Below are 14,291 nucleotides of genomic sequence, written 5' to 3'. Positions count from 1 at the left end.
CGCCGGTGGCATCGACGGCAATGCGGCCACACCGGCAAACGCCCGTGTGGCCGTTTTCACGTCTTCCGCCGATACGCTTGCCGCGTCGCACGGAGTTCAGGGGCCGGTTGTCATAGCCGACCGGTAGTGCCGACCCGCCGAACCCATTAAGTAAAGCACGTGCCGGCCTTTCACAATCCGCCTAACGGCTGAGCTTGTGCCCCCGAGATACCATGCATATTTGCCTGCACACCGGTTCCCGGGCAGCCGGACACGCATGACGGGCTCGCCACACCCGTGCGCAGCCCCTGCCCCGAAAACATCAACGATTTATTGACGATCGCGGGCACCTTATGAATCAGCAAGGCGCAACGGTCGGAATCAAGACATCTCAATTCGAATAGCTTACCCCAGTCGAATATCTATCAGGAAATTCAGACGGCCTTCCAGTAAAGACATTAGGATTCGAAATACGCAACATATCAATATTGCTTGCCAAGATAGACACGAATGCGCGTATATCGAGCCTCGGCGCTTCTGCTACCACGTTCAACGCGCGCGAATCCCCCATCACTGCTGCCAACGCATATCCTGCATAGACGCCTTCCGGACTACCTCCGTCTCTTCCTGCTTTAGCCGCCAGAATGTATCCGGTGAACGCCGAACCGCTAGCCATCACTGCATTTTGCGCGGCAACGATTCTTCTAGACCATTCACTGCCATCTCCGGACTTATTCATTTTATCGAGAATTTCACCGCTATCCTTGCTGTAAACTTCCCGCATCAAATAAAAATAACTAGCCTTCACGTTACCTTGTTCGACCAATTTCCCGAGCTCATCGATACTCATCTTATATCCAGTAACGACCTCTTCTGGCATCGGATAGCCGCTCTTCATCAGCCACTCGTACTGCTCTCGGCTATTAAACGCGATCGCATTTTGTCGGAAATTCTTGTAGAATTCGTCCATCACAAGCCTATCCGATCCGGGAAATGAACCCCTGAGCTCTTCGTCGTTACCAAAATCTTTCGACACATGCACATTAGGAAATTGGTATTTTTTTGGAGCTTCGTCCTCTGACGGCCTGCGCTCAACTGCGACGGAATTGAATGAATCGACCGAGGCGGACTTTGTTTGATGCCCCATAGCGGAGTTCTCGGTATTTTTATTTGGCGAATCAGGGCCGGCGCGAAGCCCGAAATAGAACACGCTCGCGATCACACACAGCACCAGAAAGATCCAAAACTTTTTCATAACTTCCCCCTACTCAATATTGCACAGACTTGCACCAGTGTACTTGCTCACCACACCGCGGAGAAATCCAAATAGCGCGCAATACCACTGATCGACCGCCTCCTGATATGGTTTATCTCCAAATTTACGGACAGCATCTGCGTACTTCTCTGCTATTTCGCCACACAAGCCAGAACCGTTGCAAATTTGCTTCATATCCCGCTCGAATAAATTGTCACATAGCGCCTTGCTGAGCTTGCTTCCATAACAAACGTCATGGTTGTTACATGCGTTGGTAAAATCGTACCCGAGCGGCGCATTAGGTATAACGTACTTCATCCAACCGCTCGCAGGACCACAACCGTTTTGCAAGACACCTGCGTTTGGGACAAAAGAAATGCCGGACGTGAAGGGTTGGTTTCTCGGAATAAAACTGTGAAGGCGGAAAACGCCGATATTAGGTGGATTTGAAAAGTCACAATTTTTCAAATCTCGTCTTAGCATCTGCGTGTATTGACACTGAAGCCTCGGACTATTAGGCACATTGGCCAATGCCCAGCTCGTAGGACCTTTTGATGGCGGCCCGATGTCCCCGGCAAAATCCATCACCGATCCATATGGCCTTGATCCGGTAACGTTAATAGCAGGCAGTACGCCTTGCGCCATTGCAGTCTCTGACAATGCAAGCGGAGATACAAATAGCAAAGTTGCGATTTTCCCCATTTGTGCGTCCATTGAAATTATGTTCACGCAATCCGACTGAAGCGTTCAGTCGTCTCCTCCCCTGCCCCGGACAGCTGTCTGGGGACGTAATCGCTCGTCTAGCCCTATTTACAAAACAACGCGGCAAAGCGAAACAGGAGTGGCTTTGGGATGCTAATGCGAATGAGAATCATTCGCAAGTAGACTGTGAGGCTTCCCCGACCTTGCCGTGGCAAGGGTACGTACGTAGAGCACGGTGCACTACCGGTGCGGGTCATCCTTGTCCGGCGTGCCGACGTACCAGAACCGATGTCGGCCAATCGGCACTGGTTGACGACTATAGCAACGTAGGTCTCCCAATCTGCAGGCCGTACGCGACCTCAGCTGACTGCCCGGCGCTGCGATCGGCTCCGAAACGAGACCACCAGCCATTACCGCTCCATGCACAACCCGCTTTTGTCCGCATCAAAAACAAAACGGCCCGACCGGCATCTGCCGATCGGGCCGTTTTCACATCCGCGCCCTACTCCCCCGAACGCCGATCACGCCCAGTTCAACCACCCGCTATAACCGACGAGCAGCACGAACAACCCGAACACGATCCGATACCACGCGAACACCGTGAAGTCGTGCGTCGCGACGTAGCGCAGCAGCCAGCGCACGCAGACGAACGCACTGACGAAGGCCGACACGAGCCCGAGCACGAACAACCCGAGCGCGTCGACGGTGAACGCGTGCCAGTCCTTCACGGTTTCATAGAGCGTCGCGCCGAAGATGATCGGAATCGCGAGGAAGAACGAAAACTCGGTCGCGGCGCGACGCTCGAGGCCGAACAGCATCCCGCCGATGATCGTCGAGCCCGAGCGCGACATGCCGGGAATCAGCGCAAAGCACTGCGCGACACCGACTTTCAACGCATCCAGCGGCGTCAACTCGTCGATCGACTGCACGCGCGGCGGCTCGCGGCGCTCGCGCTGCCGCGCTTCGGCCCACAGAATGATCGCGCCGCCGACGACGAGCGCGAACGCGACCGGCACCGGCGAGAACAGCACGGCCTTGATCTTTTTCTCGAGCAGCAGCCCGAGCGCAATCGCCGGAATCGTCGCGATGACGACGTTCAGCGCGAAACGCCGCGCGTCGGGCCGGCTCGGCAGCCCGGTCACCACCGACGCGATCCGCTGCCGATACTCCCAGCACACGGCGAGAATCGCGCCGAACTGAATCACGACGTCGAACGTTTTCGCATGCGCGTCGTTGAAATTGAGGAAACTGCCGGCGACGATCAGGTGGCCGGTGCTCGATACCGGCAGGAATTCCGTCAGCCCCTCGACGACGCCGAGGATCAATGCCTTGCAGATCAGGATCCAGTCCATCCGTGGCCCAACTCCGAAGTGATCGAAAGAAAGGGCCACGCAGTCGTCGCGGCCCGCCCGGCCGCGCGATGCGACGTCACTTCTCGACGATCGCCACGCGTATGCCGTTTGTAAGAATCGTAATTGTACCGGGTTCGTAATTTACGCCGCCAAATTGCAGTTGCTCGGGCTTGAACGTGTAGATCGGATAGTTCGTGAGCAGCTGCGTCGCGAGCAGGCCGGCGGCCGCGCCGACCTGTTGCGTGTACATCTGCGCGTCGCCGTCGAGCACGAGGTTGTCGACGGCCGGCGCCCTGAGCACGACCGAGCGGCTCGGCGCATCGTACGCGAGCTGCCCCGACACCGTGAAGCGGCCGCTGACGGGCATGCGCAGGAACGGACTCTCGAAATGCGCGTCGAGCTGCACGGCGATGCGATTCTGATCGGGCAGCAGGCTGACGGCCGGATTCGCGAGCGAGACGTCGACGACCTGCGCGACGGTCTTCCGATACGGAAACTTGCGCGCGACGGCCTTTTGCACGTCGCCGCGCGAGAACGTGTAGTGATCGGGGATGAACGGGAACGTCGACGCGCACGCGACGAGCGACACCGACACGCCGACGGCGGCGGCGCACGCAGCAAGAAAACGGCGCCGGCCGGGCGCGCGGGATGCGGTCATGCTGAAGCTCTCCTGTTCCTGTAACGGACGAATCCGGCGCTGCGCTCGGCACGCTCCGATGCGCACGACGCCGACGCGAATTAGTGCAGCAGCACCGCACGCGGGTTCCATGCGCCGGACCGCCGCAGTCCCACGCCGCCAACGCAGCGCCGACGCCTAACCGCGCACGCTAGCGCCGCACGCTGCCACCGGGACAAGCGGCCACAGGCTGCGTCGCGGCTTCGAGCTGCGTGAGCCATGCGAGCGCCTCATCGCGCGATGCGCCGCACATCTCGGCCGACGGCTGCAGCCCCGAACAGCACGCGGGTCGCTCCGGGCTGCCGAAGATCCGGCAACGCAGATCGTCGCCGAGCTGCACGCAGCGCACGCCGGCCGGCTTGCCGTCCGGCATGCCCGGAATCGGGCTGGAAATCGACGGCGCGATGCAGCACGCGCCGCATCCTTCGCGACAGGCGTGCGGCGGTAAAACATCGGCGGGCGCCGGGCGAACGGCAGTTTCGGCAGGCACTCGGCTCTCCGGCAAGCAACAAAAAAAATCGGTGCGGCAACCGGACGCGTCGTCCGATCGTGCAGCCCGCATTGTGCCACTGCCGCTGCGACGTTATTACACAATGCAGCCCAATCGCGCATTTATATACTCGAAAGCATCTAAAAAGCGCGAGACCGCCATGACTTCCGGTTCTGCCGACACGCTGTTCCGTCCCGACCTGCTCGCGAAATACGGCGCGAACGGGCCGCGCTACACGTCCTACCCCACCGCGCTGCAGTTCCGCGACGACTTCCCGCATAGCGACTACGTGCGCGCGGCGAGCGATCCGGGCGCGTCGTCGAGCGAGCTGTCGCTGTACTTCCACATCCCGTTCTGCAACACGGCCTGCTTCTACTGCGGCTGCAACCGGATCGCGACGAACAACCATCGACGCGCGCGCCCGTATCTCGATCAACTGAAACGCGAAATCGCGCTACAAGCGACGCTGTTCGATCGGTCGCGCCCGGTCACGCAACTGCATTGGGGCGGCGGCACGCCGACGTTCCTGTCCGACGACGAAACGGCCGAGCTGATGGCCGCGACGCGCGAGCACTTCCTGCTCGCGCCCGACGCGGATGCCGAATACTCGATCGAAATCGACCCGCGCACGGTCACGCCGGCCACGCTCGTCCATCTGCGCACGATCGGCTTCAACCGGCTGAGCCTCGGCGTGCAGGATTTCGATCCGGACGTGCAGCGCGCGATCAACCGGATCCAGCCGCTCGCGATGACGGCCGACGTGATGGCCGCCGCGCGCGCGACGGGCTTCCATTCGATCAGCGTCGACCTGATCTACGGGCTGCCGCACCAGACGGTCGCCGCGTTCGCGCGCACGCTCGAGACGATCATCGAGCTCGCCCCGGACCGGCTGTCGGTGTTCGGCTACGCGCACATGCCGCATCTGTTCAAGATGCAGCGCCGGATCGACGACGCGACGCTGCCGCCGCCCGAAACGCGCATCGCGCTGCTCGGTCTCGCGATCGACATGCTGACGTCGGCCGGCTACGTCTACATCGGGATGGACCACTTCGCACGACCCTCCGACGAACTCGTGCGCGCGCAGCGCAACGGCACGCTGCAGCGCAATTTCCAGGGCTACAGTACGCGCGCCGATACGGACCTGATCGGGATCGGCGTGTCGTCGATCGGCAAGGTCGGCGACGTCTACGCGCAGAACGCCAAGGATCTGCCGGCCTACGGCGCGGCGCTCGAGGCGGGACGCCTGCCGATCGCGCGCGGCGTGCGGCTGACCGCCGACGACCGCCTGCGCCGCGACGTCATCGCTCAGCTGATGTGCAATCTCGAGCTACCGTTCTCGCCGATCGAAGCCGCGCACGGAATCCGCTTCGCCGATCGTTTCGCGCGCGAGCTCGACGCGCTGCGCCCGTTCGAGCGCGATGGGCTGCTGACGATCGCACGCGACCGGCTGACGATCCACCCGCCGGGCCGGATGGTCGTGCGCAACATCGCGATGGCGTTCGACGCGTATCTCGGCCGCACGCCGGCGCAGCGCTACTCGCGCACGGTCTGAGCCGCCGCGCGGCGCAGGCGGCCGGCGCGCGGGCGGCGGGTTTGATAAAGTACGGAGCTTACGCCCCGCCACACGCCCACGATGCGCACCACCAAAGCGACCCACGCGGTCGAACGCCTGAAAGCCCGCTCCGGCAATCCGCAGTACGCGGCCGTCGCGATGCCGGGCGGCCTGTTCTATCTCGTCGACCGCTCGGGCGGCACGGCCGAGAAGCGCTGCGACCCGCTGCCGCTCGACGAATTCGTCAAGTTCGTCGATGAACTTGGCCCCAAAAAACCGCGCAAGGTCAGCAAGCTCGACCTCGCGTTCGAGGCGCAGATCAACAAGCGGAAAGGATAAGGTTCGTTGCAGGGCGCCTGAAGGCTTGCGGGGCGCCCTGTTTGGTACAATCACGAAGTTTTTCTATCCTCGCTGATAGCCGCCAGGCTGCATGACCACACCATGAATATCGAAAAAGCGCGTTTCAACATGATCGAACAGCAGATCCGGCCGTGGGACGTGCTGGATCTGGATGTCCTGGGCCTGCTGTCGATCGTCAAGCGTGAGAATTTCGTTCCGGCCGAATACCGCGATCTCGCGTTCGCCGATCTCGAACTGCCGCTGCCCGGCGGCCGCAAGATGCTGTTCCCGCGCGTCGAAGCGCGCGTGCTGCAGGAACTGGCCGTCAAGAAACACGAGAACGTGCTCGTGATCGGCGCGGGCTCCGGCTACCTGACCGCACTGATCGCGCACCGCGCGCTCCACGTGACGGCCGTCGAGATCGACCCGACGATCGCGAAGTTCGCGGCCGACAACCTGCGCGAGAACGCCGTGACGAACGCGGAAGTCGTGCTCGGCGACGGGTCGCTCGGCTGGCCCGACAAGGCGCCGTACGACGTGATCTGCGTCGCGGGCGGCCTGCCGGTCGTGCCGCAGCAGATGCTCGAACAGCTGAAGATCGGCGGCCGCCTGTCGGCGTTCGTCGGCGGCCGTCCGGTGATGAAGGCGCAGGTGATCACGCGCATCGACGAGAAGCAGTATCGCGTCGCGGACGTGTTCGAAACCTACGTCGACCACCTCGTCAACGCGATGGAACCGTCGCGCTTCAAGTTCTGAGCGGCGGAGCCACCATGCAGATCCTGACGCCCGCGATGCTCGCGGAATGGCTTCGCGATCCGGCGCGCCCCGCGCCGGTCGTCCTCGACGTGCGCGAACCGTGGGAAGTCGCGACCGCGCAGATCGACGGCAGCGTGTCGATTCCGATGCAGCAGATTCCCGCCCGCAGCGAAGAGCTCGACGACGAAGCGGAAATCGTCTGCGTCTGCCATCACGGGATGCGCAGCGCGCAGGTCGCGATGTTCCTCGAATCGCGCGGCTTCACGAAGCTGTACAACCTGCAGGGCGGAATCGACGCGTGGTCGCGCGACGTCGATCCGTCGGTGCCGCGCTACTGATCGCCCGCTACCGATCGCACGCCGGGCACGCGCATCGCGTGCCCGCGCTTCTCTCCTTCGCTAGTCCGTTTCCTTCAGCGCTTCCGCGACGATCGCGAACAGCTCCGCAATCTGTGCCTCCTCGACGATCAGCGGCGGCGAAAACGCGAGGATGTCGCCCGTATAGCGAATCATCGCGCCCTTCCTGTAACACCTGACGAACACGTCGTACGCGCGCGTGCCGGGCTTGCCGTCGCGCGGCTTCAGCTCGACGCCGCCGACAAGCCCGAGATTGCGCACGTCGATCACGTGCCGCGCGTCGCGCAGCTTGTGGATCTCGCGTTCGAACACGGGCGCCATGCGCGCCGCGCGGTCGAACAGCTGCTCGTGTTCGTAGACGTCGAGCGTCGCGCACGCGGCGGCCGCGGCAAGCGGATGCCCCGAATACGTATAGCCGTGGAACAGCTCGATGCCGGCCGGCGCGCCGTCGACGATCGTGTCGTGGATCATGTCGCTCGCGGCGACGGCGCCCATCGGCACCGCCGCGTTCGTCGTGCCTTTCGCCATCGTCAGCAGATCGGGCGTCACGCCAAAGAACTGCGCGGCGAACGGCGCGCCGAGACGCCCCCAGCCCGTGATCACCTCGTCGAAGATCAGCAGGATTCCGTAGCGGTCGCATAGCGCGCGCAGCCGCTCGAGATAGCCCTGCGGTGGAATCAGCACGCCGGCCGAGCCGGCGACCGGTTCGACGATCACCGCGGCGATCGTCGATGCGTCGTGCAGCGCGACGATTCGCTCGAGTTCGTCGGCGAGATGTGCGCCCCACGCAGGCTGCCCTTTCGAAAACGCGGCTTCGGCGATGTTCAGCGTATGCGGCAGATGGTCGACCGCCGGCAGCAGCGCGCCCGAATACGCCTTGCGGTTCGGCGCGATGCCGCCGACCGAGATGCCGCCGAAGCCGACGCCGTGATAGCCGCGCTCGCGGCCGACGAAGCGCGTACGTTGCGCTTCGCCGCGCGCGCGGTGATACGCGAGCGCGATCTTCAGCGCGGTATCGACCGCTTCGGAGCCGGAGTTCGTGAAGAACACGTGCTTCAGATTGCCCGGCGTATGACGCGCGATGCGCGTCGCGGCCTCGAACGCCTTCGGGTGCCCCATCTGGAACGTCGGCGCGAAATCCATCTCGGCCGCCTGCGCGCCGATCGCCGCGACGATCTCGTCGCGGCAATGACCGGCGTTCACGCACCAGAGCCCGGCGGTGCCGTCGAGAATGCGTCGGCCGTCGTCCGACGTGTAGTACATCCCCTTCGCCGATACCAGCAGGCGCGGCGCGTCCTTGAACTGACGGTTCGCGGTAAACGGCATCCAGAACGCGGACAGATCGGGCGTATTCGAGGGCGATTCGGTCATGACGTCTCCTTGGCGGTATCGGGCGCGGCCGTTCGCTGCGCCGGCGTGGTGCGCCGACGCCCGTTCGATGCGGATCGAACATCGAGTGTAGGCACCGAAACGGTGAAGCACAACCGTGCACCATCTGCGCCCGCGCGCCTGCACCGCAACGGCGCCGCCGATGCCACACGATGCGTCATCGAATCCCGCCGAACGACCGCTCGGGCCCGCCCCGCGCGGCTTCGCGCGACTGGCACATGCCTTGCGTGAGTGGATCGGCCGGCGCCGCGCGGCGCATGCGCATCCAACACGTCAAGGGGATACCGATGAAACGTCGCAGTCTGTTGAAGTTCGGTTCGATGGCCGGTGCGCTCGCGCTGGCAGGCAGGAGCCCGTTCGCGCACGCAGCCGATGCGGGCACCGGCCCGATCAAGGTCGGCATCCTGCATTCGCTGTCCGGCACGATGGCGATTTCCGAAACGTCGCTGAAGGACACGGCGCTGATGACGATCGCCGACCTCAACAAGAACGGCGGCGTGATGGGCCGCAAGATCGAGCCGGTCGTCGTCGATCCGGCGTCGAACTGGCCGCTGTTCGCGGAGAAGGCGCGCCAGCTCCTCACGCAGGACAAGGTCGCATGCGTGTTCGGCTGCTGGACGTCGGTGTCGCGCAAGTCGGTGCTGCCGGTGTTCGAAGAGCTGAACGGGCTGCTCTACTACCCGGTGCAGTACGAAGGCGAGGAAATGTCGCGCAACGTCTTCTATACGGGCGCCGCGCCGAACCAGCAGGCGATTCCGGCCGTCGAGTATCTGATGAGCGCCGAAGGCGGCGGCGCGAAGCGCTTCTTCCTGCTCGGCACCGACTACGTCTATCCGCGCACGACAAACAAGATCCTGCGCGCGTTCCTCAAATCGAAAGGCGTGAAGGAAGCCGACATCCAGGAGGTCTACACGCCGTTCGGCCACAGCGACTATCAGACGATCGTCGCGAACATCAAGACCTTCGCGCAAGGCGGCAAGACCACCGTCATCTCGACGATCAACGGCGATTCGAACGTGCCGTTCTACAAGGAGCTCGGCAACCAGGGCATCAAGGCGACCGACGTGCCGGTCGTCGCGTTCTCGGTCGGCGAGGAAGAGCTGCGCGGGATCGACACGAAGCCGCTCGTCGGCCACCTCGCCGCATGGAACTACTTCATGTCGGTGAAGAACCCGACCAACACGAAGTTCAAGGACCAGTTCGCCGCGTGGGTGAAGGCGAACAATCTGCCGGGCGGCGCGAAGCGCGTGACGAACGATCCGATGGAGGCGACCTACGTCGGCATCCATATGTGGAAGCAGGCGGTCGAGAAAGCGAAGAGCACCGACGTCGACAAGGTGCGTGTCGCGATGATCGGCCAGACCGTTGCCGCGCCGTCGGGCTTCACGCTGTCGATGGACGGCAACCATCATCTGCACAAGCCGGTGATGATCGGCGAGATCCGCGGCGACGGGCAGTTCAACGTCGTATGGAAGACGAAGACCGCGGTACGGGCGCAACCGTGGAGCCCGTTCATCGCCGGCAACCAGGGCAAGCCGGACGTCGTCAGCTCGATTCCGGCATTCCTGCGCCGGCAGCGTGCGGCGATGGCCTGATGCGATGCGGGACGTTGCTTGCATGCGCAACGTTCCGCAGGTGAGCGGTTTAGCGCGATGACGGCGCGGTACGGCGGCTGCGTCGTTGTATGCCGCATCGCGAGGCCGCCGCGGCCGCCGAAACGCGCGGCCCCGCCGCTCCACCGCACGTCACCGCTTCTCTACGCCTGACAGGATTTCCGATGCCACTACGCTTTCGCCGGGCCGTCGCCGTCGCGGCCCTCGTCTGTGCCGCTGTCGCGGGCGCGCTGCCGCACGCGGCATACGCGCTGACGGCCGCCGACACCGCCGCGCTCGCAGGCGACGACTTCGATGCGAAGACGGCCGCGATCGAACGGCTCGCCAGCGATACCGATCCGCGCGCGCGCGCGCTGCTCAATGCACTGTCGAGCGGCGACGCGCTCGCGACCGGCGACGCGCACGTGCTGATCCAGAGCGGCGACACCGCGCACGACGCGCTCACGCAGGCCGCGACGCCGGCGGGCGACGCGCAGCCCGTGATGCTGAACAACCTGTTGCGCACGAAGATCGCCGCCGCGCTGTCGGGCCTCGCGCTGGCCTCGCCCGACGTCGCCGCGCGGCGCGACGCGATCGATGCGCTGCTGAAGTCGCCCGATCCCGCGCTGAAGCCGATGATCGAACGCGCTCGCGCGAAGGAGACCGATCCCGCCCTGAAACGCCGCCTCGACGCGCTGTGGGCGATCGCCGCGCTGCACGATGCCGATCCGGCGAAACGCCTCGAAGCCGTGCGCGTGGTGGCCGCGCGCAGCGATGTCGACATGATCGAGCAGTTGCGTCCGCTCGTCGCGAAGAACGCGGACGGCAGCTTTGCCGAACCCGACGCGCGCGTGCGCGACGCGGCCCAGCACGGGCTCGACGCACTGCATGCGCTGCAGCGCCGCGCCGAGATCGTCGGCACCGTGTTCGCGGGCCTGTCGCTCGGCAGTGTGCTGCTGCTCGCGGCGCTCGGCCTCGCGATCACGTACGGGCTGATCGGCGTGATCAACATGGCGCACGGCGAATTCCTGATGATCGGTGCGTACGCAACCTATGTCGTGCAGACGCTGATCCAGCGCCACGCGCCGGCCGCGTTCGACTGGTATCCGCTCGTCGCGGTGCCGGCCTCGTTCGCGACGGCCGCACTCGTCGGCATCGTGCTCGAACGGCTCGTGCTGCGGCATCTGTACGGCCGCCCGCTCGAGACGCTGCTCGCCACGTTCGGCGTGAGCCTGATCCTGATCCAGGCGACGCGGATGCTGTTCGGCGCGCAGAACGTGCAGGTCGTGAATCCGTCGTGGATGAGCGGCGGCGTCACCGTGATGCAGAACCTGATCCTGCCGTACAACCGGCTCGCGATCCTCGCGTTCGCGCTCGCGGTAGTGGGCGTCGCATGGGCCGTGCTGACGAAGACGCGGCTCGGCCTGTTCGTGCGCGCCGTCACGCAGAACCGCCGGATGGCCGCATGCGTCGGCGTGAAGACCGCGCGCGTCGACGCCTATGCATTCGCGTTCGGCGCCGGCATCGCGGGGCTCGGCGGCTGCGCGCTGTCGCAGATCGGCAATGTCGGCCCGGACCTCGGGCAGAACTACATCATCGATTCGTTCATGGCGGTCGTGCTCGGCGGCGTCGGCCAGATTGCCGGCACCGTGCTCGGCAGCTTCGGCCTCGGCCTCGTCGGCAAGGCGATCGAACCGTTCTGGGGCGCGGTGCTGGCGAAGATCGCCGTGCTCGTGATGATCGTGCTGTTCATCCAGAAGCGTCCCCAGGGCATGTTTGCCGCGAAGGGCCGCAGCGCGGAGGCTTGACGTGACTTCCCTCACCGATTCGTTGTCGAACGCGGCCGCCGATGCGCAGCCGCACGCGCCCGCCGCGCGCACGCACGGCGGCTTCGCACTGGGCCTGCCGCCGCGCCCGGCGCTGCTGTCGCGCCGCGCATGGCTCGCGCTCGTCGCGCTGTGCCTCGCGGTCGGCATCGGCGTGCCGCTCGCGGCGCTCGTCGCGCCCGAGTCGAGCGCGTTCCATCTGTCCGCCTATGCGATGACGCTCGCCGGCAAGCTGATGTGCTATGCGATCGCCGCGCTCGCGCTCGATCTCGTCTGGGGCTACTGCGGCATCCTGAGCCTCGGCCACGGGCTGTTCTTCGCGCTCGGCGGCTATGCGATCGGCATGTACCTGATGCGCGAGATCGGCCGCGACGGCCAGTACGGCAGCGACCTGCCCGACTTCATGGTGTTTCTCGACTGGCATCAATTGCCGTGGTACTGGGCCGGCACGCAGCACCTCGCGTGGGCGCTGCTGCTGGTCGTGCTCGTGCCGGCCGTGCTCGCGTGGGTGTTCGGCTTCTTCGCGTTCCGCTCGCGCGTGAAGGGTGTCTATCTGTCGATCATCACGCAGGCGCTGACGTTCGCCGCGATGCTGCTGTTCTATCGGAACGAGACGGGCTTCGGCGGCAACAACGGCTTCACCGATTTCAAGCGGATCGCCGGCTTCCCGATCACGTCGCCCGGCACGCGTACCGTGCTGCTGCTGCTCACGTTCGCGACGCTCGTGCTCGCGTTCGTCGCCGCGCGCGCGATCGTCACGAGCAAGCTCGGCCGCGTCGTGACCGCGGTGCGCGACGGCGAGACGCGGCTGATGTTCCTCGGCTACAGCCCGCTCGCCTACAAGCTGTTCGTGTGGACCGTCTCGGCCGTGCTGTGCGGCATCGCGGGCGCGCTGTACGTGCCGCAGGTCGGCATCGTGAACCCCGGCGAGATGTCGCCCGGCAATTCGATCGAGATGGCGATCTGGGTCGCGGTCGGCGGACGCGGCACGCTGATCGGCCCGATCGTCGGCGCGTTCGCGGTGAACGGCGCGAAGAGCGTGTTTACCGCCTACTTCGCCGAATACTGGCTGTTCTTTCTCGGCCTGATCTTCGTGCTCGTGCCGCTGCTGCTGCCGCGCGGGATCATGGGCGTCGTCGAACGCGTGCTTGCGAAAGGGGAAAGCCGATGAACGGAACGGCGCTCTATCAGTTCATTCCGCCGCCGGAAGACGATCGGCATACGGTGAGCGGCACCGCGTCGATGGGCCGCGTCGCGCCCACGGGCATCGACACGTCGCACGGCACGATTCTCTATCTCGAGGACATCGACGTGAGCTTCGACGGCTTTCGCGCGCTGAACAAGCTGTCGCTCGCGATCGACGTGGGCGAGCTGCGCTGCGTGATCGGACCGAACGGCGCGGGCAAGACGACGATGATGGACGTGATCACCGGCAAGACGCGCCCCGATGCGGGCAAGGTCTTCCTCGGCCAGACGCTCGACCTCGCGCGGATGAACGAGCCCGAGATCGCACGTGCGGGGATCGGCCGCAAGTTTCAGAAGCCGACCGTGTTCGAACAGCATCCGGTGTGGGAAAACCTCGAGCTCGCGATGCAGACCGACAAGGGCTGGCTCGCGTCGCTGCGTGCGCGGCTCGACCGCGACGCGCAGGCGAAGATCGAGGAAACGCTCGCGCTGATCGGCCTCGAAAGCCACGCGTTTCGCGCGGCGGGCGAGCTGTCGCACGGCCAGAAACAGCGGCTCGAGATCGGCATGCTGCTGATGCAGCGCCCCGCGCTGCTGCTGCTCGACGAACCGGCGGCCGGGATGACCGATCACGAGACGATGGAACTCGCGGAACTGCTGAACACGTTGCGCGGCACGTGCTCGATGATGGTCGTCGAGCACGACATGGAATTCGTCGCGGCGCTCGCCGGCGACGCGGGCCGCGTGACGGTCATGGCAGAAGGCGCGGTGCTCGCGCAAGGCACGCTCGATCAGGTCAAGCGCAACGACGCCGTGATCGAGTCTTACCTCGGACGATGATG

Annotated in this window: 14 protein-coding genes; 8 read left to right on the top strand and 6 right to left on the bottom strand. The window is 64.6% G+C overall.

Going from position 1 to position 14,291, the window contains the following annotated elements; translation table 11 throughout:
* Positions 1-370: 370 nt before the first annotated feature.
* The 5 genes from NP80_RS29815 to NP80_RS16955 form a co-directional block, all read right to left on the bottom strand.
* Complete coding sequence (locus NP80_RS29815; RefSeq protein WP_006406297.1) at positions 371-1,234, bottom strand: hypothetical protein; 864 nt, start codon at positions 1,232-1,234, stop codon at positions 371-373.
* 9 nt (positions 1,235-1,243) lie between these two features.
* Positions 1,244-1,936, bottom strand: coding sequence for a phospholipase A2 (locus tag NP80_RS30915; protein WP_157160138.1), 693 nt, complete (start codon positions 1,934-1,936; stop codon positions 1,244-1,246).
* A 521-nt stretch (positions 1,937-2,457) separates the two neighbouring features.
* The gene (locus NP80_RS16965) at positions 2,458-3,288 is read right to left on the bottom strand and encodes an undecaprenyl-diphosphate phosphatase (RefSeq protein WP_006412092.1); all 831 of its coding nucleotides are present in this window, start codon (positions 3,286-3,288) and stop codon (positions 2,458-2,460) included.
* Between the two features lie 76 nt (positions 3,289-3,364).
* Positions 3,365-3,946, bottom strand: coding sequence for a DUF1439 domain-containing protein (locus tag NP80_RS16960; RefSeq protein ID WP_035948485.1), 582 nt, complete (start codon positions 3,944-3,946; stop codon positions 3,365-3,367).
* Between the two features lie 169 nt (positions 3,947-4,115).
* Positions 4,116-4,454: a YkgJ family cysteine cluster protein gene (locus NP80_RS16955; protein WP_006400909.1), complete on the bottom strand. Its 339-nt coding sequence runs from the start codon at positions 4,452-4,454 to the stop codon at positions 4,116-4,118.
* Positions 4,455-4,614: 160 nt separating this feature from the next.
* Here NP80_RS16955 and hemN point away from each other — a divergent pair, with 160 nt between their 5' ends.
* From hemN to NP80_RS16935, 4 genes are all read left to right on the top strand, one after another.
* Entirely contained in the window at positions 4,615-6,006 is a 1,392-nt protein-coding gene (hemN, locus tag NP80_RS16950) for an oxygen-independent coproporphyrinogen III oxidase (RefSeq protein WP_035948488.1), read from the top strand.
* An 81-nt stretch (positions 6,007-6,087) separates the two neighbouring features.
* Positions 6,088-6,345 carry a hypothetical protein gene (locus NP80_RS16945; RefSeq protein WP_006412091.1) on the top strand — a complete coding sequence of 86 codons (258 nt, stop codon included), beginning with the start codon at positions 6,088-6,090 and terminating at the stop codon, positions 6,343-6,345.
* A 102-nt stretch (positions 6,346-6,447) separates the two neighbouring features.
* A complete protein-coding gene (locus NP80_RS16940) occupies positions 6,448-7,101 on the top strand; it encodes a protein-L-isoaspartate O-methyltransferase family protein (RefSeq protein ID WP_006412081.1) in 654 nt (217 codons plus the stop codon).
* A 14-nt stretch (positions 7,102-7,115) separates the two neighbouring features.
* Positions 7,116-7,439 carry a rhodanese-like domain-containing protein gene (locus NP80_RS16935; protein WP_006400913.1) on the top strand — a complete coding sequence of 108 codons (324 nt, stop codon included), beginning with the start codon at positions 7,116-7,118 and terminating at the stop codon, positions 7,437-7,439.
* 60 nt (positions 7,440-7,499) lie between these two features.
* Here the strand turns inward: NP80_RS16935 and aptA are convergent, their stop codons facing one another.
* Complete coding sequence (gene aptA, locus NP80_RS16930) at positions 7,500-8,828, bottom strand: omega-aminotransferase AptA (RefSeq protein ID WP_006412085.1); 1,329 nt, start codon at positions 8,826-8,828, stop codon at positions 7,500-7,502.
* Positions 8,829-9,133: 305 nt separating this feature from the next.
* Between aptA and urtA the strand changes: the two genes are divergently transcribed.
* The 4 genes from urtA to urtD all read left to right on the top strand — a co-directional run bounded on the left by urtA (position 9,134) and on the right by urtD (position 14,289).
* A complete protein-coding gene (gene urtA / locus NP80_RS16925) occupies positions 9,134-10,441 on the top strand; it encodes an urea ABC transporter substrate-binding protein (protein ID WP_006412082.1) in 1,308 nt (435 codons plus the stop codon).
* Between the two features lie 182 nt (positions 10,442-10,623).
* Positions 10,624-12,246 carry an urea ABC transporter permease subunit UrtB gene (urtB, locus tag NP80_RS16920; RefSeq protein WP_035948493.1) on the top strand — a complete coding sequence of 541 codons (1,623 nt, stop codon included), beginning with the start codon at positions 10,624-10,626 and terminating at the stop codon, positions 12,244-12,246.
* Position 12,247: 1 nt separating this feature from the next.
* Positions 12,248-13,435, top strand: a complete 1,188-nt coding sequence (urtC, locus tag NP80_RS16915) for an urea ABC transporter permease subunit UrtC (protein ID WP_006400917.1) — start codon at positions 12,248-12,250, stop codon at positions 13,433-13,435.
* Positions 13,432-14,289, top strand: coding sequence for an urea ABC transporter ATP-binding protein UrtD (gene urtD / locus NP80_RS16910; RefSeq protein ID WP_006411237.1), 858 nt, complete (start codon positions 13,432-13,434; stop codon positions 14,287-14,289). The genes urtC and urtD overlap by 4 nt, the downstream gene beginning before the upstream one ends.
* The last annotated feature ends 2 nt before the right edge of the window (positions 14,290-14,291 follow it).

Source organism: Burkholderia multivorans ATCC BAA-247, assembly GCF_000959525.1.
GTDB classification, from domain to species: domain Bacteria; phylum Pseudomonadota; class Gammaproteobacteria; order Burkholderiales; family Burkholderiaceae; genus Burkholderia; species Burkholderia multivorans.
Note: the sequence above shows the minus strand (reverse complement) of the source record. Positions and strands in the feature narration are given on the sequence as shown.